Here is a 22,499-nt window from a genome sequence, read left to right on the forward strand (position 1 = left end):
GACCGTGAGCGACGACCCGTTCGGCACCGCGGTACTCCGGTCGTCGACCCTGGACGCCTGGGCCGCATCGCCCACGCGGCTCGCGGAGGACGCGGCGGCCGAGTCGGATCTGGTGACCGTCGGGTATCGCGATCGGCTGTTGACCGAACTGGCCGCGAACGCCGCCGACGCCGCATCGGCGGCCGGTGTCGCGGGGCATCTCGCCGTCTGGGTGGACGGTGACGAACTGCATGTCGCGAACACGGGCGCCCCGCTGACCGACGCGGGCGTGCGTTCGCTTGCCGCGCTGCGGGTCTCGGCGAAGGTGTCCGGCGAACCGGGTGACCGGCAGATCGGTCGGTTCGGAGTCGGTTTCACCGCGACCGCGACGGTTGCCGATCGTGTCGAGATACGTTCCCGCACGGGGTCGGTGGTCTTCGACCGGGCCGCAACGCTGGACGCGGTGCGCGAAGCGGGGATCAGCGTCGGTTCGAGCGCGGACGTGCCGGTCCTCCGTCTGGTGTGGCCGATGAACCGGGAACCGGCACCGGGTTTCGACACCGAGGTGGTCCTGCACCTCCGCGAGGATCCCGGTCCGCTCCTCGCGACGATGCCGGCGCAGGCGTCGGACCTCATCGTCGAACTGACTGCACTACAACGGATCACGGTCGGCGACATCGAGGTGTCGGCGGAGCGGACGGCCGGTCCGGACGTCGACGACGAGGCTGCGCGGTCGGTGCTGACGACGGTGTCCATCGCCGGCGATCTCGCATCGACCGGCCTGCCGGCGACACGTCGGTGGCTCGAGGTCGCACGAGGCGGCACACGCTGGCTCGTCGACGCCGACGGTGAACCCGGGCCGGCCGGTGACGTCCTGCGCGCACCCACCCCCACCGACATCGAACTCAGCCTGCCGTGCCGGTGCATCACCGACCTCGCCCTCACACCGGACCGGCGACACCTCCATCCGCGTGCCGAGATCGGCGACGCGGCAGCGGGATACGTCGATCTGATCCGGCTCGTCGAACCGACACGCCGAGTGCGCCTGATCCCGGAGCTGCATCTGGCGCGGAACCCCGACGACGCGCGGCTCATCGAGGCGGTCCGGCGCGAACTCCGGGACGCCGCTTGGCTTCCGGCCGCAGCCGGTGCCGACCTGGTGCCGCCGCGTACGGTGATGCTCGTGGGTGTGACCGATCGGCTCGCGGACACCCTGGGCGAACTCTTCGGCGACCTGCTTCATCCGGATCTCTCACTGACACAGCGCCTCCCGGCGCTGGGTCGGCTGGGGGTGTCGGAACTGGGACTTGCGGAGCTGGCCGAACGGCTCGTCGGCATCGAACGCGACCCGGCGTGGTGGTACGACCTGTACGACGCCCTGGCGCCGCTGGTGTCGACCGGGCGCGAGGTCGAGGAGCTCGGTGCCCTGCCCATCCCGCGGTCGGACGGGCGGACCGCGATCGGGGTTCGCGGCCTGTTCGTCAGCGACCGGATCTCGACGCCGATGCGGTGGATTCCCACTGTGCATCCCGAGGCCCGCCACGAGTTGCTGACGCGACTCGGTGTCGCGGACCTGACCGTGGCCGAGGCGCTCGCGGACCCGGCGTTGCGCAGTCTCGTCGAGGAGGTCGACTTCGAGGCGGCCGACGACGGACTCGCCGCCGAGGTGTGCGCCGTGCTCCGTGCCGACCCGGATGCGCCGGTCCCGTCGTGGCTGTCGGCGCTCGCGCTGCCCGACGCCGACGGTGAGCTGCGGCCGGCCGATGAACTCCTGCTGCCCGGCAGTCCGCTGCTCGAGGTCCTCGTCGACGACCACCCGTTCGGTGTCGTCGACACCGAGATGGTCGCGGAGTGCGGGGCGGAGCCGTTGCGCCGGATCGGCGTCGGATGGGGGTTCGTCACCGTCGACGACGACCTGCCCGTCGGGCCCGAGCATGACCTCCCCGATGAGGAGGACTGGTGGGAAACACTCGCCGATGCTCCGGAGAAGCTCAGTGCGGTCCGGGATCTCGATCTGATCGACGAAGGGAGCTGGCCGGCGGCGCTGACCATGATGGCCACCGACGAGAGGATCAGGCCGCTGTTGGCCGACCGCGCCGGTTACACCGCCTGGTGGTTACGACGCCACGCCGAGGTCGACGGGCTGCTGCTGGGGGAGTACCGATCGCCGTCGGATGACGTCCTGCAGAACATCATCGACCCCCTCGACCACCCGTACGCCGACGAACTCGGCGGCGCCCTCGCCCGTCTGGAACCCGACTCCGCCGACGACGCGACGTTGCTGCTGACCCGACTCGGCGATCGGGCCCGGGCGATCAGCTCGGGTGCCGCGGTGTCGGTGCACGCGGCCGTCGTGGCCGCATGCCGGCGCGGTGTCGTCGACCCGCATGAGGTCGAGGTGCCGGAACGCGTGCGCACGCTGGCCGGTGAGGCCGCCGACCGCGCGGTGGTCGTCGACCGGCCCTGGCTCCTCCAGGTGCTCGCCGACGACGAGTGCGTGCTCGCCGGCTCGACGGTGGTCGCGTCCGACGCCGACCTCCTGGGCACGCTGCTGGACCTGCCGCTCGCGAGCGAGGAGTATTCGGCGTCGGTGTCCTCGCCCGGTGAGGCGGTGAGTTGGTCTCACCCCGACGTGGTGCGTTTCGGGGCCCTCCGCGGTGTCGAGGTGTCGCACGCGGAGGTCCGGCTGCACGACGAACTGTGGGTCACGGTGCGCGGCAACGACACCGACCGTGAGGCCCGGCTCGAGTGGTGGGTCGACGCCGCGGGTGTCACGCACCTCGAGAAGCGCCGGCATCGATCCCGGCGGTGAGAATCGACGCGAGCTGGCGGTAGGCGGCCGCGTCGTCGAGCCCGGTCGCCGCCCACACCTCGCGGCGTTGGATCCGGCTCATCATCGATGACGCCAGGTCGGCGGCGAACGCGGCGTCGACGTTGCGGAACTCACCCGCCGCGACCCCGTCTGCGATCAGCGCCTGGACTCGCGAGGACGCTGCCGCGGTGTTGCGCTCGTACAGTGCGCGAGCGGGTTCGAACGCGTCGAGGTCGCGCATGAACGCCTCCGATGCCGGTGCGAGTGCCTCGCCGACCGCGACGAGGTAGGCGACGACCCGGTCGCGCGGACCCGTCGACGCTGCGACCCGGGCCTCGACCTGCTCGGTCGCGGTGCGGAAGAAGTGGGTCACGGTCGCGGTGACCAGTTGTTCCTTGCTGGCTGCGAGCGTGTAGAGCGTCGACTTCGAGCATCGGAGTTCGGCCGCGATGGAGCCGATCGACAGGTGGGCGAATCCCTCGCGCAGGATCAGTTCGAGCAGGGCGTCGAACAGCGCTGCCCGGCGGCGGGTCGCGAAACCCTGGTTCGGCATGCAAGAATAGTACCGCGAGAAGGACTTGAGTACTAGTTTGGTTATCTGTTGCTGTTACCTGGAGGTCTGAGATGCCGGTCGATCGTCTGCTCCCCAACGACGAGGCGCGCGACCTGATCGCGCTGGTCCGCGACATCGCCGACAAGCGCATGGCGCCCATCGTCGATCAGCACGAGAAGGACCGTCAGTATCCCGAGGGGCTGTTCGCCGAACTGGGCGAGGCGGGGCTGCTCGGCCTGCCGTACCCGACGGAGTGGGACGGTGGCGGCCAGCCGTACGAGGTCTACCTCCAGGTGCTCGAGGAACTCGGCGCGCGCTGGGCCGCGGTCGCGGTCGCGGTGAGTGTCCACGGGCTGGCCTGCCACCCGCTGTTCAACTTCGGTACCGACGAGCAGAAGCAGCAGTGGTTGCCGGATCTGTTGAACGGCAAGCTGATCGGCGCCTACAGTCTCAGCGAACCCCAGGCCGGCTCAGACGCCGCAGCGCTCGCGTGCCGCGCCGTGCCCGGCGATGGCGGCTATTCGATGACCGGTGCGAAGGCGTGGATCACGCACGGTGGTATCGCCGATGTGTACAACGTCTTCGCTCGTACGGGTGAGGGTTCCAAGGGGGTGTCCTGCTTCTTCGTCGCTCGGGACACCGACGGGCTCAGCTTCGGCAAGCCCGAGGACAAGATGGGCCTGCACGCGGTCCCGACGACCGGCGCCACCTACGACGACGCGTTCATCGAGGAGGGCCGTCGGCTCGGGTCGGAGGGACAGGGGCTTCAGATCGCCTTCTCCGCTTTGGATTCGGGGCGTCTGGGCATCGCGGCGGTGGCGACCGGTCTGGCGCAGGCTGCGCTCGACGCCGCCGTCGATTACGCCCAGGAGCGAGCCGCGTTCGGCCGCAAGATCATCGACCACCAGGGTCTGTCGTTCGTGCTGGCCGACATGGCCGCCGCGGTCGATTCGGCCCGCGCGACCTATCTCGACGCCGCTCGGCGCCGCGACGCCGGCATCGACTACACGCGCGCGGCCGCGACCGCCAAGCTCGTCGCCACCGACGCCGCGATGAAGGTGACCACCGACGCGGTCCAGGTGTTCGGCGGGTACGGCTACACGCGCGACTTCCCGGTGGAACGCTACATGCGCGAGGCCAAGATCACCCAGATCTTCGAGGGCACCAATCAGATTCAGCGACTGGTGATCGGTCGGTCGCTGGCGCGGTGAGTTCGCCGAGCATCGCTGTTCAGCGCGGGTTGTAGTAGAACGCGCGGTCGTCGAGTCGCCGGAACCTCGGTCCGCCGAGCCTGATCATCAGGCGCAGGATCGCGGGGATGCGGGCGTACACCGCATCGCGGTCGGCGCCGACGAGTCCCTTCGCCATCAGCGGGCACGTACGAAGTGTCTCGGCCAGACCGGCGCGTCTGCTCATCTTCTCCTCGAAGGCGTCCCAGTCCGGCAGTGTCAGCCGACGCTGCACGATCGCGATCGCGTCGGTCTCCTCGTGGGCGAGGTGCCGGCCGAGAACCTCCTCGGTGCGCAGCAACGCCTCCGCGAGAGCGGCGCGGCCGGCGGCGTCGGCGTGTTCGGCCATCCGCGCGAAGCCGGCCGCGCACTCCTCGAGCAGTGGATCGATCTCGTCGTGCTCGGCCTCCATGGCCTCGAGTACCTCCCGCTCGGTGCTGTCGCATCGCTCGAGCAGCAGCGGCCACAGTTCGAGATCTTCGCCGGTGTGGTGGTGGTGCAGCGCGTGCGCGAACATCGTCCATCGCCGGGCGAGTGCTCGCCACGTCCCAGCGTCGTCGACGGGTGTGACCGGCACGGTGGCGGCGAAGTCGGCGAGGTCGCGCCGGAACCCGTGATGCAGGACGTACATCATGAACGGGTCGATCGGCCCGTCGGGCGCTGCGGCCTGCCCGGGGAGGAACAGCTGGATCGGGTGGGCGGTGTGGGCGGGGTGCGTGGTCATCGGCGGTGTCCTCATCGGTACGGGGTCGGGCTGTGTCGATGACAACTGTCGGCGGTGACGCTTGTGACGTACTTGCAGGCGACTTGGGCGACGCCTGATTCGGACCGGTGTCCCGCGGTGCGTGTCGATCGAACAGACGACTGATCGCGCCCGGATAGGGTGGCGGAATGTTCATCTCTCCGACGACGATCGACCAGAACATCCTGAACTGGGTCGTCGAGAACCGTTCGGAGCCATGGATCTCGATCGCCGAAGTGGTGACTCTGCTCGGGAACACCGTGACGATGACGGTGTTGACCTTGGCGGCCGTGGTCGCGCTCGCCGCGACACGACACCGGGTCGACGCCGTCTTCGTCGGCGCCGGAGTGCTTTCCGGTTATGCGGTGATGCAAGCGCTCAAGTACTCGTTCGCGCGGGACCGCCCGCCCGTCGAGGACCGCCTGCTCAACATCGACACCTTCTCGTTCCCCTCCGGGCACGCGATGATGACGATGGTCGTGTTCGGGCTGTTCGCCGTCTCGGCGTATCGCTGCTTCGCCTGGGTGCGATCGCATCGCTGGGTCCTGGTGATCGCACCTGTGCTGTCGATCCTCGTCGGACTCACCCGAATACAGCTCGCGGTGCACTGGGCCACCGACGTCGTGGCCGGATGGTTGTTCGGGGCGATCTGGGTCGTACTGTGCACGTGGGTCCTGCTTCGGTACGAATCGCGACGCGGCACGGGCGATCTCGCCGGGGATCGGCAATAGGTCAGGCTGAGCCGTATCCGCCTCTCCATTTCCAGGAAGGGGCAGTTCGGTTCGATATGCGACTCATGCTGCCCCCTGCTCTTTGCGGCTCGGTCGGGTGGCAGGGGAACTGTGGCCGACAGTTCGATCAGAGTGATGTCAACATCGTCAGACCGGATGCAAGCCAACAACCAAGCTCACTGCGTCCACTTTCCAGAGGACCTCACACGCCTGGGGCACTGTGGAGTTGTCAAAGGACGGCTGCGGTCCCGGGCAAGGTCCGGGTGCGAAGGTGCTACGCGAAAATGTGTGTCGGCAGTCTGCGGTCGGTGGTGTGGTCAGGCGGCGTTGTCGAGTCGCATGGTGCGTCGGTTGTAGGCGGGGAGTGGTCGGCGTTGTGGGTCGATGGTGGCGGGCGGGACAAGCCAGGGGTGTCGGTCGAAGCCCATCACGACGTCCCAGCCATGGTGATGCACCTGGGTGTGACAGCGCTGGCACAGCAGGCAACCATTGTCGAGGTCGGTCGGACCGCCATCGGTCCAGTGTGCGACGTGGTGCACCTGCGTATGTGACGGTGGCGCACCGCATTTGATGCAGCAGGTGTCGCGCACGATCACTGCTCTACGTAGATGAGCCGGGAACAGGCGGTGGGTGTGCCCCATCTGTAGCGGTACGCCCTCGCCGTCGAGGATGATCTCCGTCAGCGACCCGTCACACGACACCTGTTTGGCGACCGCCTGCGACACCGATCCGGTCCACGGCAATGATGCGGGATCAGCGCCGGCGGCGGGGATGGTCACCATGAGTTGCGTACGGGGAGAGCCGACGCTGTCGAGTGTGGCGCCGAAATCGGCTTGATCGAGGATCAACTCGAACGCATCCGCTCGACGCTGCTCTGCGGTACGTCGATCATCGGCGCCGTCGGGTTCGGGGCGCGGGCAGGATCGTTCGTCGATCATCGACAGGAACTTTTCCCCGACCACCTGGGTGACGTCGACCCGGATGTCGACACGGCCGTCGTCAGTGGTGTGCGCGTTGACTGAGTTCAGCGCTGCGTCGTCGGCCGCGGGTACACCGGTGTCGGAAGCGCCGGCAAGGCTGTTGGCGATGGCTCGGGCGTGCTTGAGTACTTCTGTTGGCGTCGCACCGGACAGCGCCTGGGCGAGGATTTCCAACTCGTACGAACTCATGTCGTCGTCGGAAAGAGCGTCGCGACAACGCTTCTCGATCTCGCTCAGTCCGCGCACGATCGCGTCGACGATCTCGCTGGTCAGTCGCCCATCAGCGGCGTGACGCGCCACCGCCGGCAGCGTGGGCAGGGCGTCGACGCTTCGCATGGTGCGGTGGGCGGCGGCCGGTGCGTGGCCGGATTCGATCAGCAACTTCTTGGTGGTGCTCCCGGATTTCTGTGCGACGCCGAGAAGGTCGAGTTGCGCTGCGTGCGCGACGATCTGATGGTCGGCAAGGTTGCGGATCAGACGCCATGTATCGAGGGCGTCGAATGTTTTTCTGCCGGTGGGGTCGTCGGCGGGTGGGGTGATCTCGATGAGATGGTCGAGGAGAGTGGCTAGCTCTGGCATGACTCCAAGGTACCGGAACATGCGTTCGATTTCGAGGTTCCTCCACAGGCTCGAGCCACGAATTCATCCACTGTGCACCGTTTTTCGTTGACTGTGCATCTATTCGCGTTGACTGTGCGTGCATTGTGGACAGTGATCAACTCCAGTCACACCCGTTTCGAGTTCCGGTCGAAAAGTGCCGGTTTTGCGCACTAATGATGGCCTCGACGGACGCTCGGGCTCGCTTCGCGAGCGCGAGCTGCTCGGCCGGCGGGGCGGACCCGGGGCTCGCTCTGCAGATGCGGAAGCTGCTCGGTCGGCGTCAGCGGTGCCGAAATTCCCCCGGGTGGGGGACAGTCGAACGACGTCGGACTGGGATTCACTGGACGGATGTCGAATGCGGGGCCACCCGACGATGACGCGACCATGCCCGGATCGCCCGACGGGGACGAGTCGCCGACGACGATCCAACCTGCCCGCCCGACGGTGGTCCCGGGGGTGTCGCTGAACAAGGGCCCGTCGCAGAACCCGTTCGACGCCACACAACCGGGTCCGGCTCCGGACCCTCCGCCGTATCAGCAGATACCGGTCGACTACCGGCCGCCCGGATATCCGGTACCGGGCTACCCGCCACCGGGTCCTCCCCAGCCCGGGTGGTATCCACCCCCGCCGCGCCGATCCAATCGGCGCGCCTACGTCATCACGGGCGTCGCGTTGGTCTGTGTGCTCGCGCTGGTCCTGGGCGGGGTGGTGTGGTGGAAGCTGTCGTCGTCGGATGGCGGTTCCGACGACACCCCGAGCCTCGTCGCCGGCCAGCTCACCGGCTCGTTTCCCACCGTGCCGAGTCCCGCCTGGAGCGTCGATGCGAGTTCGCTCGGTGGGATGAGCTTCCTGTCGCCGCAGAGTTCCGAAGGGCAATACGGCAGCCCGGGCGGTGTCAGCGATGGTGAGGTCCTCGTCTCGATTGTCGGAGAACAGTTCTCGAGTGTCGGAAACGCGTACGCAGTGGGCATCGATGCACGCACCGGCGCAGCATGGAGGTTCGACGAGCCGGTGCGATCCTGTGCCGACACCATCGTCGATCACCGGATCGCGTGCGTCGGCAACGGAAAGGTGCACTTCCTCGACACCCGGACCGGCGACGCCATCGCGACTGTCGCCGCGCCTGCACAGTCGTCGGAAATCGCGTTCAACGGCGCGGCCGCGTTCATGACTCAGTACGCGGCAGACGATTCGGTCATGTTCCACAAGATCACCGAATCGGGAACCGAGTGGTCGCGCGTGTTGACCGGGTTACCAGAACCTGCCCTCGGGAGCGGTGACGCGTCGCAGTTCACCGCGACCGACGAGGTGGTCGCGTCTGCGAATCTCCGAACTCTCGTGGTCTCCGCCGACGACGGACGCTCGATCATCGCGAGTGCAGGCACGAGCGAGATCGGCCGGTTCGAGGACGGCTCGGTGGCGCTCGAGACCGGAACAGTCAGGGGCCTGGCCATGTCCGACCGCCGGGTGACGGTGGTCGATCCGGACGGCACGACCACGGCCTTTCCCGGCGAGTCGGCCATCGTGCCGTCGGTCGCCACGCCCGGACAGCGCGGCCGGTTCCTGCTGGACGGTCAGTATGTCGACAGCGATGACGGCGCCAGTATGTGGCCGACCGTCCTGACGGATATCGACCAGTTCGGATCGCGGATCGTGCTCGCCGACGATCGCGAGATCGTCCTGTTCGACCGGGGTGCCGGCGAGTACCTGGCCCTTGACCCGACGTCGGGAGAACAGCTGTGGAGGTCGTCCAGCGGTTCGAGTTCGACCTACTCGGGCCACGCCGTCACCGACGGCGAGCACCTGATCGCGCCCACGGCCGACGGCGGGGTGTCAGCGCTCGATCTGGTGAGTGGCTCGCCGGTGTGGTCGTTGCCGTCGACCGCGATCGGCAACGTCCCGGGGGCGGACGGCGCCGACCCTCGCCCGGCGCTGACGTTCGCCGTCGGCGATCGGCTGCTCACGATGTCCGCCACCACGATCACCGGGTTCGCACCGACCGGTCCGGCGGCCATCGTTCCCGGATCGACGCGCACCGCGGACCCCACCGGCGGCGAGGGCGATCCCGAGTACGTCACGCCGTGCGGGGCGCCGCCGGTCTTCACGCCGCAGTCGTTCCGGACGTCCGCGGGCGGGCTGGGCATCTCCATGAAGGTCACCGCACAGTGTCCGGGCGGCGACGTGTTGTACGAGCCGCAGACTCGCATCACCGTCACCGACGGCAACGGCATTGTCGCGTCGGGCAACTTCGACTTCCAGCGGGCGCCGGTGGCGGTGCCGTCGCTCGATGCCGCGGGTGAGGCACTCACGATGGAACTCACCTATCCGCCCGGGAGCTTCTTCCGACTGCCGGACACTCTCGGTACGCAGGGCGCAACGCCCGGCGGCGCCGATCGATATCTCGTCGACTGCGACAAGGGCCCGACCCCCGGTTCCGCGCCGAAGCTCGCGACACCGCAAGCGGGCTCGTCGGCATCCTCCACCGCCACCAGCCCCTCGTTCCCGGCCGGCGCCGACGTGACCGCGAGCAGCGTCAGCGCTCTGCGCCTGCAAGCCGACGCCGATCGGTCCTTCATCCTGGCGAACCTGAACAATCGGTGGGTCGCACAGCTGAGCTCCAAACAACCGGGCCTCGTCGCCGAGGGACGCACCTGGACCGATCAGGCGATTCTCGACGAGTTCCTGGCACTTCGGCTGCGCTTCAACGACGTTCGGCTCCTGTGGAGTGACGAGTGGCCGGTGTTCTCCTACCGCGGCTGGTGGGTGACGGTGGCCGCGGCGACCTTCCCGGGGCCGGTGGAGGCCAACAACTGGTGTCGTGCTCAAGGATTCGGTCCCGACAACTGCTTCGCGAAGCTCGTGAGCACGACGGCCGGCCCGGAGCGGACCACCCTGTACTGGAAGTGATGCGCAGGCAGTCATCCGACGGGGCGCGCCGGTTTGCTCGGAACGATGACGAGTAATCGGTTCATCGCGATACGGTCGGGTATGGATTTCTCCCCGTCAGCGCGGTCGGCCGAACTCACCGAACGCGTGCGCAACTTCGTGACCACCGAGATCGAGCCGGTCGAACCCGAGATCCATCGGGACATCAAGGCCCGTCGCGACGGGGACGGCAACCCCTGGACGCCGTCGCCGATCATCGCCGACCTGCAGAAGAAGGCACGCTCGCAGGGGCTGTGGAACCTCTTCCTGCCTGCTGAGCACGCCGGTCGTTATGCCGCGGACTTCGGCACCGACGGCGGTGCGGGACTGTCCAACGCCGACTACGCGCCGATTGCCGAGGCGATGGGATCGTCGGGGCTCGCGCCCGTCATCTTCAACTGCAACGCACCCGACACCGGCAACATGGAGGTGCTGCTCCGGTACGGCACCGAGGAGCAGCGCAAGCAGTGGCTCGAGCCATTGCTGACCGCGGAGATCCGCAGCGCCTTCTGCATGACGGAGCCGGCCGTCGCGTCGTCGGATGCCACCAACATGGCCGCGACCGCCGTGCTCGACGGCGACGACGTCGTCATCAACGGAACCAAGTGGTTCTCCACCGGCGTGGGCCATCCCGACTGCAAGGTCCTCATCTTCATGGGCGTCACCGATGCCGAGGCCGACCGGAAGTCGCGTCACACCATGGTGCTCATCCCGATCGACGCTCCCGGCGTGACCGTTGACCGGATGCTGACCACCATGGGCTATTTCGACGAGCCGTTCGGTCACGGTGAGGTCAGCTTCGACAACGTGCGCGTCCCCGCGTCGAACATTCTGCTCGGACCCGGCCGCGCCTTCGAGATCGCGCAGGGGCGGCTCGGTCCGGGCCGGGTGCACCACTGCATGCGGGCGATCGGGCTCGCCGAGAAGTCATTGGAACTCGGTGTGCGGCGGGCGCTCTCACGCGAGGCCTTCGGCAAACAGCTCGCCCGTCTCGGCGGCAACAGCGAGCGCATCGCCGACGCCCGGATCGCGATCAACCGGTCGCGACTCCTCGTCCATCACGCGGCGTGGCTTCTCGACCAGGGCCTGTCCCGCGAAGCCGTGTCGGCGGTCAGCGAGATCAAGGTCGAGGTGCCCAACATGGCGCTCGGCGTCATCGACCTCGCCATCCAACTGCACGGCGGTGCCGGCATGACCGATGATTTCCCGCTGGCCCAGGCCTGGGTGGGCGCACGATCGCTGCGCCTGGCCGACGGCCCGGACGAGGTGCACCGCAACGTCGTTGCGCGCATCGAGTTCGGCAAGTACCGCTGATCGGGGGAACGAGATGACTGACGAAGTCGCGGGTGCAAGCGAGGTCCGCACCGAAGACGCATTCGACGTCGAGGCGGTGGCGAAGTGGCTCGAGGCCAACGCTGCGGATCCGGCCGGTCTCGACGCCGTCCCGGAGGTTCGCCAATTCGGCGGCGGCGCATCGAACCTCACATTCCTGCTGCGTTATCCGGCAAAGGATCTGATTCTGCGCCGGGCGCCGCGGGGGACCAAGGCGCGTGGCGCGCACGACATGGGACGGGAGTACCGGATTCAGTCCGAGCTCGCGACGGCCATCCGGTACATCGCGCCCATGATCGCGTTCTGCGACGACGAATCGGTGCTCGGCGCGGACTTCTACGTCATGGGCCGCATCGACGGTGTGATCCCGCGGACCGAATGGCCCGCCGACGTGCCGCTCGATGCCGAGCAGGCGCGCCGGCTCTGCCTCAACTTCATCGACACCCTGGTCGAGGTCCACTCGGTCGATCCGAGCGGCACCGGACTCGCCGACCTCGGCAAGGGGCACGGCTACGTACGCCGCCAGGTCGACGGATGGACCGCACGTTTCCGCAACGCCCACACCGACGACGTGCCCGACTTCGAGCCGACGATGGCCTGGCTGGCCGAGAACCAACCCGACGATGTTGCGAACTGCGTCATCCACAACGATTTCAAGCTCGACAACGTCGTCCTCGACCACGACGATCCCACCCGTGTCATCGGCATCCTGGACTGGGAGATGGCGACTCTGGGCGATCCGCTCATGGATGTCGCGGGGTCGATGGCCTATTGGATCCAGGCCGACGATCCGGAGGCCATGCAACTCATGCGGCGCGTCCCGACGCACCTGCCCGGCATGATCAGTCGCGCAGAATTCGTCGAGAAGTACTGCGAGCGGATGGGGTTCGACATGACTCCCGAACGCTGGCGTTGGTACGAGGTGTTCGGACTCTTCCGGGCGGGTGTCATCGCCCAGCAGATCTACTACCGCTATTACCACGGACAGACCACGAACAAGGCGTTCGAGCGGTTAGGTTATGCCGTGGGCATCCTCGGCGGGCGGTTGGACGAGCTCCTGCCCGACTGACACGTTGCCGCCGAGAGGAACTCAGACCATGGCCGAAGACCTGACCACCCCGGCCGGTGTGGACGAGGAGTTCCAGGACAGCGGATATGCGCCGGAATTACGCAGGACACTGGGCGGTTTCGCGGTGTTCGCGATCTCCTTCGCGTTCATCTCGGTCGCCGTCGGTGTGTTCGCCACCTACGGCGACGTGCTCACCACGGCCGGCCCCGTCGGTATCTGGTTGTGGATTGTCGCGGCGATCGGTCAGACCCTCATCGCGCTCGTGGTGGCCCAGTTCGCCGCGCGAATCGCGCTGAGCGGTTCGTCGTATCAGTGGGCATCGAGACTGGCCGGCCCGAAGATCGGCTGGTTCTTCGGTTGGCTGAGCTTCTGGTATCTCGCGATCGCCGTGGTGGCGATGGACAACGCACTGGCGAGCCAGGCGTTCATGCCACTGGTGGGGATGGCCGAGAACGAGGACACCGCGAGGGTGATCACGTTGGTCATCCTCGTCGTGCAGGCGGTCCTCGTGATCGCGTCCACCCGGTTGCTCGGTCTGTTCACCTCGGCTGCGGTGGCCGTCGAGCTGGCCATCGTCGCGGTCCTGGTGATCGGGCTCGGCGCGGTGATGATCTTCACCGGCAGCGGAGATCTCGACAATCTCGCCTCGCGCGGGGTCGCCGAGGGCGCCGCCGACTACTGGGCCATCGGTGGCGGGGTGATGGCCGCGATGGTCATGGGCCTGACCACGCTGGTCGGTTTCGATTCCGCGGCCAACCTCGCCGAGGAGGCCAAGGACCCGTTCCGCAGTGTCCCGCGCGCCATCGTCGCATCGGTGGTCGCCGCTGCCGTGGTGGGTCTGATCTTCCTGATCGTGCTCACCATCGCCATCAAGGACGTCACGACGGTGAGTGCCGGGGGGTCTCCGGTCGCGGCGATCATCCGCGACCAACTGGGTCCTTTTGCTGAGCGAGTCCTGCTGGCGTGCATAGCGTTTGCGATGTTCGGTGCCGGCATGGTGGTGATGGCCGCATGTTCGCGGCAAGTGTTCGCGATGGCGCGCGACCAGCGGTTCCCGGCCCACCGGTTGATGCGCCGGGTCAACCCGGCGACCCAGACGCCGGTCCCGGCGACCCTGCTCATCCTCGCCGTGGGGGTGGTGCTCATGGTGGCCCTGCCCGGTGACGCACTCATCGAACTCATCATCGCCTCGACGATCCTGCCCGCCCTGATCTATGGCGGCATCGTTCTCCTCTATCTGGGAGTGCGCAAGCGGTTGGACCACAAGGAGGGCGGTTTCAGCCTCGGCCGGTACGAGCTTCCCGTCGCCGTCGCCGCACTGATCTGGGTGTGCTTCGCGCTCTTCGTCCTCGTCACGCCCGACGAGGCGACGGTCCCCACCCTGATCGTCGGCGGTCTCATCGTCGTGGGTGCGCTCTACTTCGCGGTGATGATGGTCCGCAATCGCGCTGTGCTCGATCACGAACCGGGCGCCGACGAGTTCGCGCCGCGAGAACCCTAGTCGAGCCCCTCCTGCGCGCCGCGGTCACCGCGTCGGACGCCGGCACGCTGCACGAGGACGATCGTCGTCCCGAGCAGACCGACGGCCAGCCCGACCAGACAGATCTGGAGCGCGCGGTCGCCGCCGAGATCGGTGACGGCCACGAGCACAGTGGCGATCACCCACGCGACCATCCCGACCACGATCACCGGCTCCGGGGCGCGCAGTGCGCGGGGTAGTTCGGGGATCTCAGGTGTCGCGGACATGGACAACAGGGTAGCTTTCGGAACGTGCCACACGATGAGCCGAGTGAGTCTCGCGATCTGAGGTCCTCCGACACCCCGGGTGCCGACGCACCGACGGGGCACCTGCCCACCGAACCCGACTTCCCGGCGACCACGCCGGGGCCGGACTCCGCCGTTCCGCACGGCCCGCTCGACCGGTTCTTCAAGATCTCCGAACGCGGTTCGACGCTCAACCGCGAGTTCCGCGGCGGTCTGGTCACGTTCTTCACGATGGCCTACATCGTGGTGCTCAACCCGATCATCATCGGCGGTATCCCGGGCGGCGACAAGAACGCCGACGTCCTGGGCAACGTCCTGCCGCTGGCGCAGGTCGCCGCGGTCACCGCGCTTGTCGCGGGCGTGATGTCGATCCTGTTCGGCCTCGTCGCCAACTATCCGTTCGCGATCGCCGCGGGACTGGGCATCAACAGTCTGCTGGCGGTGTCGATCGCCCCGCAGGTGACGTGGCCCGAGGCGATGGGTCTGGTGGTCGTCGACGGCATCATCATCGTGTTGCTGGCCGTGACCGGATTCCGCACCGCGGTGTTCAACGCGGTGCCCCCGGAACTGAAGGCTGCGATCGCGGCCGGGATCGGTCTGTTCATCGCCTTCATCGGTTTCGTCGACGCCGGGTTCGTCAAGCGCATCCCCGACGCCGCCGGGACCACCGTGCCCGTGCAGCTGGGCAGCGACAACTCGATCTCGACCATCCCCACCCTGATCTTCGCCGTCGGCGTGCTGCTGATGGGTGTCCTGGTGGTGCGCCGGGTCCCCGGCGGTCTGCTGATCGGCATCGCCATCACGACCGTGTTGTCGATCGTGCTGGAGCAGATCTTCGACTACGGGTCGAGCGTCGACAACCCTTCGGGCTGGGGCCTGAGTGTGCCCGACATCCCGAACGCCCTCGGCGGTCTGCCCGATCTCAGCCTGGTCGGCGACGTCGACCTGTTCGGTGCATTCACGCGGATCGGGGTGCTGGCGGCGTCGGTGCTGGTGTTCGCCCTGGTGCTCTCCAACTTCTTCGACGCGATGGGCACGATGACCGGCCTCGGCAAGGAGGCCGGGCTGGCCGACGAGAAGGGCAACCTGCCCGGGATCGGCCGCGCGCTGGTGGTCGAGGGCACCGGTGCCATTGCCGGCGGTGCCGCCTCGGCGTCGTCGAACACCGTGTTCGTCGAGTCCGCGTCCGGTATCGCCGAAGGTGCGCGCACCGGCCTGGCCAACGTCGTGACCGGCGTGCTGTTCCTGGTGGCGATGTTCCTGACACCGCTCTACGAGGTGATCCCGCTCGAGGCGGTCGCCCCCGCGCTGGTGGTCGTCGGTGCCATGATGATCGGCCAGCTCACGACCGTCGACTTCAAGCGGCTCGACTTCGCGCTGCCGGCGTTCCTGACCGTGGTCACGATGCCCTTCACCTACTCGATCGCCAACGGCATCGGCATCGGCTTCATCAGCTGGGTCGTGATGGCGACCGCGGCGGGCAAGGCGCGTACGGTGCACCCGTTGCTCTGGTTCGTCGCCGCGGTGTTCGTGGCCTACTTCGCGCGCGGACCCATCTCCGACCTCATCGGCTGACGGACTCGCGCGACGTTCGTCCGGGTTTGCCCGATTCGGTGTCGTCCGCCCGATGCAATTTGGTTGCGGTCGGGGCTGGGTGCCGTTTTCCTGGCCTACCCTTTGTGAATGCATTCACCATACGGTGACGGAAGTCTGTCGGGCGATCTGTCCCTCGCCGTGGTGCGCCTCGCGCGCCGACTTCGGGGTCGGCGCGAGAACAAACTCGTATCGCTCACACAGCTGTCCGCCCTCAACACCCTCCACCACGAAGGACCGATGACGCCGGGCGCACTCGCGGCCGCCGAGCGGGTCCGCCCTCCGTCCATGACCCGGGTGATCGCGTCGCTGTCGGATCTGGGGATGATCAAGCGCGAACCGCACCCGACCGACGGCCGCCAGGCCATCGTGACGTTGTCGCCGGAGGGTGTCGATGTCGTGATCGACGAACTCGCCGCACGCAAGGCGTGGTTGAGCGACCGACTCGCCGAACTCTCCGCCGACGAGCGGGAGATCCTGCGCGAGGGTGTGCAGATCGTCAACAAGATCCTCGGACAGGCCGACACCGACGTACCGCGCTCACGCGCGATCTGACTCAGAAGAACGTGCCGGAGAACGGTGCGCGATCGGTCATGAACGCGTGGTCGAGGGCCCGCAGCGTCGCCGGGGAGTCGACGTGCAGGCGTCCCGCCGCCGCGAAGGCCGAGGGTCGGATCCCGCCCAGGTAGATGCTGGAGAGCACCGAGATGTCCAGCCGCACCGTGGGCGTCGCACCCGCCTTCGCCGGCGCGACGATCGCCCCGCCCTCGCGCACCGAGATGTCGAAAACGCCTCCGTGCCCGCGGAACTCGTCGGTCACCTCGATCACGGCGTCGAGATCGGCCGCATAGTGGCGGGCGCCGAGCGCGGCCGGGACGTCGAGGATGCGCAGCCACATCGTGTCGGCGGTGCCGGTCACCGACACCGACCGCGGATTGACGAGCTTCTGCGCCAGCGGGTCGTCGACCGGGATCGTCGCGGTGATCGACGGGATGAGGTCGAGGTTGATCAGGACGCGCCACAGGTCGGTGTGCGCGTCGTCGGTGACCGCGAAGACCTCGTTGACCTCGCCGCGCACCGCGCCGGTCTCGTCCTTGTAGATGCGATAGCTCGCGTAGCCGTCGGCGTGCAGCAGGTAGTGCAGTCCGCTCGCCGACAGGGGCCGCTCCGACGCCCGGTCGGCCAGGATGGGATTCCACCAGGCAGGGGTGCGGGTGAGGGCGCCTGGTGTGGTGAGGGTCCACCGGGCGTGGAGGTCGGGGATCGCCGCGGCCACCGCATCGGCGTCGGCGTACCGGACGGTGGCGTCCTCGGGCTGCGCGGCCCGCATCGCCGCGCCCGGCGTCAACGACACCGAGTTCGCGAAACACGCCGGGCCGAAGCCGAACCGTTCGTAGATGGTTCCCTCGCTGGCGGTGAGGATCCCGAAGGTGTACTTCTCCCCCTCCCACTGCTCGACGAGTTCGGTGAGCATGCGGCGCAGGATGCCGCGACGCCGGTGGGTCGAGGCGACCGACACCCACGACAGTCCGGCCGCGTCGGACACACCGCCTCCGGGCAGCGACATCGACATCCGGTAGAACATCGCCACCCCGACGAGCGGTCGGGCGTCCAGACCGGTGTCGCGCACCAGCACGACGTCGTCGTCGCCGACCTTGCCCCGCAGATCGGCGACCTCGTCGTCGGGCAGCGGGTTGCGCATGGCGAACGCACGGGCATCGGTGGTGATGATGTCGGCCCAGTCCGCGTCGGTGGCGCGGTCGAGGGACAGACGTGACATCGGAGTCGAATCGCTGGTCACGCCTTCCACAGTTTCACACCCGTGCGCTGCCGGTTTCGTCCGGGTGGCACACTGTTGCGGTGCCCGGGCTCGCAGTGAACGTGATCGACATCAACGACCCGGCGGACCCGCGGGTCGACGACTTCCGCGATCTGAACTCCGTCGACCGACGACCGGACCTGCCGGTCCTGCCCGGTGGGCGTCCCGGTCGCGGTCTCGTCATCGCCGAGGGCGTCCTCGTCGCGCAGCGGATGATCGCCTCGCGCTTCGAGACCCATGCATTCCTGGGTGTGGCCAAGCGGCTCGACGAACTCGACGCCGATCTGCGGGACCCCTCGCTGACCGGCGTGCCGTTCTTCCGTGCCACCGCCGAGGTGATGGCCGAGGTCGTCGGCTTCCACCTCAACCGGGGCGTGCTCGCGGTCGCCCGGCGCCCGGTGGCGCTCACGGTGCCCGACATCCTCTCCAGCGCACGGACCGTCGCGATCCTCGAAGGTGTCAACGACCACGAGAACATCGGTTCGATCTTTCGCAATGCCGCCGGATTGGGCGTCGACGCAGTGCTTTTCGGTCAGGGTTGCGCCGATCCGCTGTACCGCCGGTGCGTGCGGGTGTCGATGGGTCATGCGCTGCTCGTGCCGTTCGCGCGGTTCGACGACTGGCCGCGCGGTCTGGATCTCCTGCGGGATCGCGACTTCCAACTGGTCTCGATGACACCCGACCCCGACGCCGTGACCCTCGCCGAAGCCGTCACCGCCGAGAAGGTCGGTTTCCTCGTCGGGGCCGAGGGGCCCGGCCTGACGGCGTCGGCGATGGCGGCGACCGACGTGAAGGCCCGGATTCCGATGAGCCGGGGCACCGACTCGCTGAACGTGGCGACCGCGGCGGCCGTTGCGTTCTACGAACGCGCACGATCGGGCACGATGGGGGAGTGACCGTCGAGTCGGAGAGCGGCGAGCCGACGCCGTGGGCCCTGGGGATCATCGTCGGCGTCTTCAGTGCGTTGTTCGCCGCGTTCGTCCTGGTCGGCGTCTATCAACTCATCGGCGGGATATTCCGCGTCCTCGGCATCGCCGCGGTCCTGGTCGTCGCGGGTGGACTCGGCTGGACCCTGTGGGAGTTCCGGGCGCGACCCGTGTGGCGCTGGGTCGTCTGGGGGTTGCTGCTCGGCTTCCTCGCCGGCGTCGCGTCGTCGATCGCGTTGCTCGCGCTGGGCCGTCCCGCGGCCTGACTCTCAGAACCCGAAGTACTCGCGGATGCGGCCTCGCTTGCGGGCATGCTCGTCCGGCGGGGCTGTCCGCGCCTGCGTGCGCGAAGCCGTTGCCGCCCGGTAGTTGTCGTAGTCGGCCGCGGTCGGCTCGTACTCGGCCGGGTGGAGGGCGAAGCAGGTGACGGTGATCGACGAAGGGTCGAGATCGGACTCCGCGAGCGGGTGGGTGTAGCGGAACCCGAGCCACGCGCGATTCGACTCCTCGGCGAGGTGTGCGGGGTGAAAGGGCAGCGACATCGGCGCGGTGGGCACGCCCTCGGCATGACTCAGCGGGTGTTCACCACCCCAGAACGGTTTCTCGAAGGTGAACGGCAGGCCGTGGTCCTCGTGGATGGTCACGGGGTCGGCCGCGAAGGAGCGGCGTAGCGTCCCCGACTCCCATCGAGCGAACACACCGAGGGAGGTGTCCGGCTCGGCGTACAGCAGGGTCGTCGTCGCGCTGGGGCGGATCCGTGCGAGTGCGCGGGTCAGTGTCGACGGTGCTTTCGTCTCGAACAGCGAGCAGGACACGACGGCCAGCGGGCCGTAGAAGCCGGCGTAGACGTGGGTGTCGCGGGCTGCGGCGGCGGTCGCGAGATCGGTGTCCACGAGGGGGACGAGCACACTGTCGCCGAAGACGGCGGAGGCCAGCTGATGGGCGTGCTGAGAGTCATTGGCCGGACCGGTGCGGAGGATCGAGGCCGGATCGTCGGAGTCGATGAACCAGACGGTGGCCGCGCGCGCCGAGGCCACTCAGCTGTTCCCGTTGCTGCGCACGCCGAGCAGGACATCCTCCCACGCCGGGACAGCAGGTTTACGCGTCTTCTTCCGGCGCGGACGTTCGGGTCCGGCCGCGGGAGCCGACGGCGCGTCGTCTCTGTCGGTGTCGTCTGCCGGTGCGGGCCTGGGCTCGTCCGGGGTGTCCGCTGTGTCGCCGGAATCGGTGGGCTGGTCGTCGAAGCCGAAGTCGAACGGCACGGTGCCGTCCTCGTCGACCGGCCGCCGGTCGTGGCGCGCGCGTTGTGCACCGATGATCGAGTTCGCGTCGATGGTGACCTCTTCGCGTCCGTCCGGGGTCGTCTCGACGGCGACCTCGGGGGTGGCCACCGGGGTCAGCCGGCGACGGGGCGCGATGGTCTCGGGGTGGGTGAGCTCGTCGGCGAGATCGTCGAGCGGGTCGACACTGCCACCGTGCGAGCCGGGCTGGTAGCGCCAGTGCGCCAGGTTGTCGGTTCGTCCGACGCTCCAGGCCACCTGCACCACCCAGTAGCCGTCGTCACCCTTCCATGCGTCCCAGTCGGCGTCGTTCGGATTCTGGCCGTAGGCGAGGAGTCCCTCGGTGACCGACTCGACGAGCGTCGCGACGGCGGGGCCGTCGTGGCGGATGGGATGCGCGGCGCCGGCGAGTTCGGTGGCGCGGCTGCGTTCGAGGAGGACCGGGTGGGCGAAGCGTTCGATCTTGTCGACGCCCACCCCTGCTGCGGCCGCCACCTCGGCGACGGTTGCACCCGCTCGGATTCGTGCCTGGATCTCGCGTGGCCGCAATGCACTCTCCATCTCGATCTCGATCTGTCCCAGTCGTGAGATGTCGCCGCGGGCTGCGGCGCGGAGGCGTTCGTCGGAGGCGATCCGGAATTTCTCACCCGATTGCGGGTCTTGACAGATGACATGGGAGCCGTCGGTTTCCACTCCGACGACGCGGAGCTCACGCATCTGCTCCTCCTCCGGTGGGTGCACGCATTGGGGTCACACTAACTCACCGATCTGCCGATTCACTGTGGGACACGCGGCAAAACCGCAGTTCAGCACGCGTGGGGCTCAAGCGACGCCAGCGGTCGATGCGTCGGATGTGGTCTGTGGGAACCAGGCTACCGGTTCGTGAACCACGACCGGCGCGCCGCAACGATCTGTGCGGCGCGCCGGTGGTCGACGGATCTACGAGGCGGTCAGAGGCGCTCGACGATGTAGTCGATGCACTCGGTGAGCTTGCTGACGTCCTCGGGCTCGATGGCCGGGAACATGCCGATGCGCAGCTGGTTCCGACCCAGCTTGCGGTACGGCTCGGTGTCGACGACCCCGTGCGCGCGAAGGATTTTGGCGACGGCCGCGGCGTCCACATCGTCGTTGAAGTCGATGGTGCCGACGACCTGGCTGCGGTTGGCTGCCTCGGTGACGAACGGGGTCGCGAACTGGCTGGCCTCGGCCCACCGGTAGAGGCGTGAGCTGGAATCGGCGGTGCGCGAGACGCACCAGTCCAGGCCGCCGTTGTTGTTCATCCACTCGATCTGGTTGGCGAACAGCAGCAGCGATCCGACAGCCGGGGTGTTGTAGGTCTGGTTCTTGCTGCTGTTGTCGACCGCGGTCGGCAGCGACAGGAACTCCGGGCACCACCGGTCGGTTTCGGCGATCTCGGCGATGCGCGCGAGCGCCCGCGGGCTCATCAGCGCGACCCAGAGTCCACCGTCGGACGCGAAGCACTTCTGCGGCGCGAAGTAGTAGACGTCGGCATCGGCGACGTTCACGGGCAGGCCGCCCGCACCCGAGGTGGCATCGATGGCGATGAGCGCGTCATCCGAGCCTGCGGGACGCACGACGGGAACCGCCACACCTGTCGAGGTCTCGTTGTGGGCCCAGCCGATGAGGTCGACGCCGCCGAAGTCGTCCGCGGTCAGCGCGGCCGGATCGGGTGCGGTGCCGGGGTCGGTCGAGATGACCGCCGGGGAGTCGAGGAAGGGGGCCTTCTTCGCGACCGTCGCGAACTTCGACGAGAACTCGCCGTAGGTGAGGTGCAGCGAACGCTGCTTGATCAGGCCGAACGCCGCGGCATCCCAGAACGCGGTGGTGCCACCGTTGGAGATCACGACCTCGTAGCCCTCGGGCAGGGAGAACAGGTTCGACAGGCCCTCGCGGATCGAGCCCACGACGTTCTTCACCGGGGCCTGACGGTGGCTGGTGCCGAACACCGACGCACCGGTGTCGACGAGGGACTGCAACTGCTCGGGGCGCACCTTCGACGGTCCGCAACCGAAGCGGCCGTCCGACGGCAGCAGGTCGGCGGGCAGGGTGACGGGTGCGGTGGCGGCTTCGCTCATGTCGGCAATTCTAGGGAGTGGTCCCCGCCACCTCGGGTTCGGTCCCTGCAAACCCGGTGACAGCGCCGT

Annotated in this window: 19 protein-coding genes; 11 read left to right on the forward strand and 8 right to left on the reverse strand. The window is 68.1% G+C overall.

The genetic code is table 11. The annotated features are described in order from the left end of the window. Window positions 1-4 precede the first annotated feature (4 nt). A complete protein-coding gene (locus tag MHN80_RS17785) occupies window positions 5-2,791 on the forward strand; it encodes a sacsin N-terminal ATP-binding-like domain-containing protein (protein WP_239402838.1) in 2,787 nt (928 codons plus the stop codon). On the opposite strand, the gene MHN80_RS17790 is transcribed toward MHN80_RS17785, so the two are convergent. Continuing rightward, window positions 2,751-3,344, reverse strand: a complete 594-nt coding sequence (locus tag MHN80_RS17790) for a TetR/AcrR family transcriptional regulator (RefSeq protein ID WP_101820293.1) — start codon at window positions 3,342-3,344, stop codon at window positions 2,751-2,753. The genes MHN80_RS17785 and MHN80_RS17790 overlap by 41 nt on opposite strands. A 71-nt stretch (window positions 3,345-3,415) precedes the next feature. Here MHN80_RS17790 and MHN80_RS17795 point away from each other — a divergent pair, with 71 nt between their 5' ends. Next, the gene (locus tag MHN80_RS17795) at window positions 3,416-4,555 is read left to right on the forward strand and encodes an acyl-CoA dehydrogenase family protein (RefSeq protein WP_239402839.1); all 1,140 of its coding nucleotides are present in this window, start codon (window positions 3,416-3,418) and stop codon (window positions 4,553-4,555) included. Window positions 4,556-4,574: 19 nt separating this feature from the next. Here MHN80_RS17795 and MHN80_RS17800 read toward each other — a convergent pair whose 3' ends face one another. Continuing rightward, window positions 4,575-5,297 carry a hemerythrin domain-containing protein gene (locus MHN80_RS17800; protein ID WP_239402840.1) on the reverse strand — a complete coding sequence of 241 codons (723 nt, stop codon included), beginning with the start codon at window positions 5,295-5,297 and terminating at the stop codon, window positions 4,575-4,577. A gap of 167 nt (window positions 5,298-5,464) precedes the next feature. Here MHN80_RS17800 and MHN80_RS17805 point away from each other — a divergent pair, with 167 nt between their 5' ends. Next, window positions 5,465-6,046 carry a phosphatase PAP2 family protein gene (locus MHN80_RS17805; protein ID WP_239402841.1) on the forward strand — a complete coding sequence of 194 codons (582 nt, stop codon included), beginning with the start codon at window positions 5,465-5,467 and terminating at the stop codon, window positions 6,044-6,046. 317 nt (window positions 6,047-6,363) lie between these two features. Here the strand turns inward: MHN80_RS17805 and MHN80_RS17810 are convergent, their stop codons facing one another. Next, window positions 6,364-7,626 carry an HNH endonuclease signature motif containing protein gene (locus tag MHN80_RS17810; protein WP_239402842.1) on the reverse strand — a complete coding sequence of 421 codons (1,263 nt, stop codon included), beginning with the start codon at window positions 7,624-7,626 and terminating at the stop codon, window positions 6,364-6,366. Window positions 7,627-7,974: 348 nt separating this feature from the next. On the opposite strand from MHN80_RS17810, the gene MHN80_RS17815 reads away from it, so the two are divergent. The 4 genes from MHN80_RS17815 (at window position 7,975) to MHN80_RS17830 (ending at window position 14,453) form a co-directional block, all read left to right on the forward strand. After that, window positions 7,975-10,533 carry a PQQ-binding-like beta-propeller repeat protein gene (locus MHN80_RS17815; protein WP_239402843.1) on the forward strand — a complete coding sequence of 853 codons (2,559 nt, stop codon included), beginning with the start codon at window positions 7,975-7,977 and terminating at the stop codon, window positions 10,531-10,533. Between the two features lie 81 nt (window positions 10,534-10,614). Beyond that, window positions 10,615-11,865, forward strand: a complete 1,251-nt coding sequence (locus MHN80_RS17820) for an acyl-CoA dehydrogenase family protein (protein WP_004020188.1) — start codon at window positions 10,615-10,617, stop codon at window positions 11,863-11,865. 13 nt (window positions 11,866-11,878) lie between these two features. Then, window positions 11,879-12,952: a phosphotransferase family protein gene (locus tag MHN80_RS17825; protein WP_239402844.1), complete on the forward strand. Its 1,074-nt coding sequence runs from the start codon at window positions 11,879-11,881 to the stop codon at window positions 12,950-12,952. Window positions 12,953-12,980: 28 nt separating this feature from the next. Next, complete coding sequence (locus MHN80_RS17830) at window positions 12,981-14,453, forward strand: APC family permease (protein WP_239402845.1); 1,473 nt, start codon at window positions 12,981-12,983, stop codon at window positions 14,451-14,453. Here the strand turns inward: MHN80_RS17830 and MHN80_RS17835 are convergent. Next, window positions 14,450-14,698: a DUF2530 domain-containing protein gene (locus MHN80_RS17835; protein ID WP_064571276.1), complete on the reverse strand. Its 249-nt coding sequence runs from the start codon at window positions 14,696-14,698 to the stop codon at window positions 14,450-14,452. The genes MHN80_RS17830 and MHN80_RS17835 overlap by 4 nt on opposite strands. Window positions 14,699-14,722: 24 nt before the next feature. Here MHN80_RS17835 and MHN80_RS17840 point away from each other — a divergent pair, with 24 nt between their 5' ends. Next, a complete protein-coding gene (locus tag MHN80_RS17840) occupies window positions 14,723-16,291 on the forward strand; it encodes an NCS2 family permease (protein WP_064571275.1) in 1,569 nt (522 codons plus the stop codon). A 108-nt stretch (window positions 16,292-16,399) separates the two neighbouring features. Continuing rightward, window positions 16,400-16,864, forward strand: a complete 465-nt coding sequence (locus MHN80_RS17845) for a MarR family winged helix-turn-helix transcriptional regulator (RefSeq protein WP_004020183.1) — start codon at window positions 16,400-16,402, stop codon at window positions 16,862-16,864. A 1-nt stretch (window position 16,865) separates the two neighbouring features. Here MHN80_RS17845 and MHN80_RS17850 read toward each other — a convergent pair whose 3' ends face one another. Then, window positions 16,866-18,089 (reverse strand): GNAT family N-acetyltransferase, encoded by a 1,224-nt coding sequence (locus tag MHN80_RS17850; protein WP_239402919.1) that lies wholly within the window; start codon window positions 18,087-18,089, stop codon window positions 16,866-16,868. 80 nt (window positions 18,090-18,169) lie between these two features. On the opposite strand from MHN80_RS17850, the gene MHN80_RS17855 reads away from it, so the two are divergent. Next, window positions 18,170-19,024, forward strand: coding sequence for an RNA methyltransferase (locus MHN80_RS17855; protein ID WP_239402846.1), 855 nt, complete (start codon window positions 18,170-18,172; stop codon window positions 19,022-19,024). Next, a complete protein-coding gene (locus MHN80_RS17860; protein ID WP_239402847.1) occupies window positions 19,021-19,320 on the forward strand; it encodes a DUF2537 domain-containing protein in 300 nt (99 codons plus the stop codon). Before MHN80_RS17855 ends, MHN80_RS17860 begins: the two co-directional genes overlap by 4 nt. Window positions 19,321-19,323: 3 nt before the next feature. On the opposite strand, the gene MHN80_RS17865 is transcribed toward MHN80_RS17860, so the two are convergent. The 3 genes from MHN80_RS17865 to serC form a co-directional block, all read right to left on the reverse strand. After that, on the reverse strand, window positions 19,324-20,091 hold the full coding sequence (locus MHN80_RS17865; RefSeq protein ID WP_239402848.1) for a hypothetical protein: 768 nt from the start codon (window positions 20,089-20,091) through the stop codon (window positions 19,324-19,326). After that, window positions 20,092-21,051: a septation protein SepH gene (gene sepH, locus MHN80_RS17870; RefSeq protein WP_239402849.1), complete on the reverse strand. Its 960-nt coding sequence runs from the start codon at window positions 21,049-21,051 to the stop codon at window positions 20,092-20,094. It abuts the gene before it with no gap. Between the two features lie 233 nt (window positions 21,052-21,284). Further along, the gene (serC, locus tag MHN80_RS17875) at window positions 21,285-22,430 is read right to left on the reverse strand and encodes a phosphoserine transaminase (protein ID WP_239402850.1); all 1,146 of its coding nucleotides are present in this window, start codon (window positions 22,428-22,430) and stop codon (window positions 21,285-21,287) included. Between the last annotated feature and the right edge of the window lie 69 nt (window positions 22,431-22,499).

Origin of the sequence: Gordonia sp. McavH-238-E (assembly GCF_022348225.1) — a bacterium.
In the GTDB taxonomy this organism is placed as follows: Bacteria; Actinomycetota; Actinomycetes; order Mycobacteriales; family Mycobacteriaceae; genus Gordonia; species Gordonia terrae.

Coding starts and splice junctions, on each gene's coding strand:
- MHN80_RS17790 (WP_101820293.1), bottom strand. CDS start 3,344: ATGCCGAACCAGGGTTTCGCGACCCGCCGCCGGGCAGCGCTGTTCGAC.
- MHN80_RS17795 (WP_239402839.1), top strand. CDS start 3,416: ATGCCGGTCGATCGTCTGCTCCCCAACGACGAGGCGCGCGACCTGATC.
- MHN80_RS17800 (WP_239402840.1), bottom strand. CDS start 5,297: ATGACCACGCACCCCGCCCACACCGCCCACCCGATCCAGCTGTTCCTC.
- MHN80_RS17805 (WP_239402841.1), top strand. CDS start 5,465: ATGTTCATCTCTCCGACGACGATCGACCAGAACATCCTGAACTGGGTC.
- MHN80_RS17810 (WP_239402842.1), bottom strand. CDS start 7,626: ATGTTCCGGTACCTTGGAGTCATGCCAGAGCTAGCCACTCTCCTCGAC.
- MHN80_RS17815 (WP_239402843.1), top strand. CDS start 7,975: ATGTCGAATGCGGGGCCACCCGACGATGACGCGACCATGCCCGGATCG.
- MHN80_RS17820 (WP_004020188.1), top strand. CDS start 10,615: ATGGATTTCTCCCCGTCAGCGCGGTCGGCCGAACTCACCGAACGCGTG.
- MHN80_RS17825 (WP_239402844.1), top strand. CDS start 11,879: ATGACTGACGAAGTCGCGGGTGCAAGCGAGGTCCGCACCGAAGACGCA.
- MHN80_RS17830 (WP_239402845.1), top strand. CDS start 12,981: ATGGCCGAAGACCTGACCACCCCGGCCGGTGTGGACGAGGAGTTCCAG.
- MHN80_RS17835 (WP_064571276.1), bottom strand. CDS start 14,698: ATGTCCGCGACACCTGAGATCCCCGAACTACCCCGCGCACTGCGCGCC.
- MHN80_RS17845 (WP_004020183.1), top strand. CDS start 16,400: ATGCATTCACCATACGGTGACGGAAGTCTGTCGGGCGATCTGTCCCTC.
- MHN80_RS17850 (WP_239402919.1), bottom strand. CDS start 18,089: ATGTCACGTCTGTCCCTCGACCGCGCCACCGACGCGGACTGGGCCGAC.
- sepH (WP_239402849.1), bottom strand. CDS start 21,051: ATGCGTGAGCTCCGCGTCGTCGGAGTGGAAACCGACGGCTCCCATGTC.
- serC (WP_239402850.1), bottom strand. CDS start 22,430: ATGAGCGAAGCCGCCACCGCACCCGTCACCCTGCCCGCCGACCTGCTG.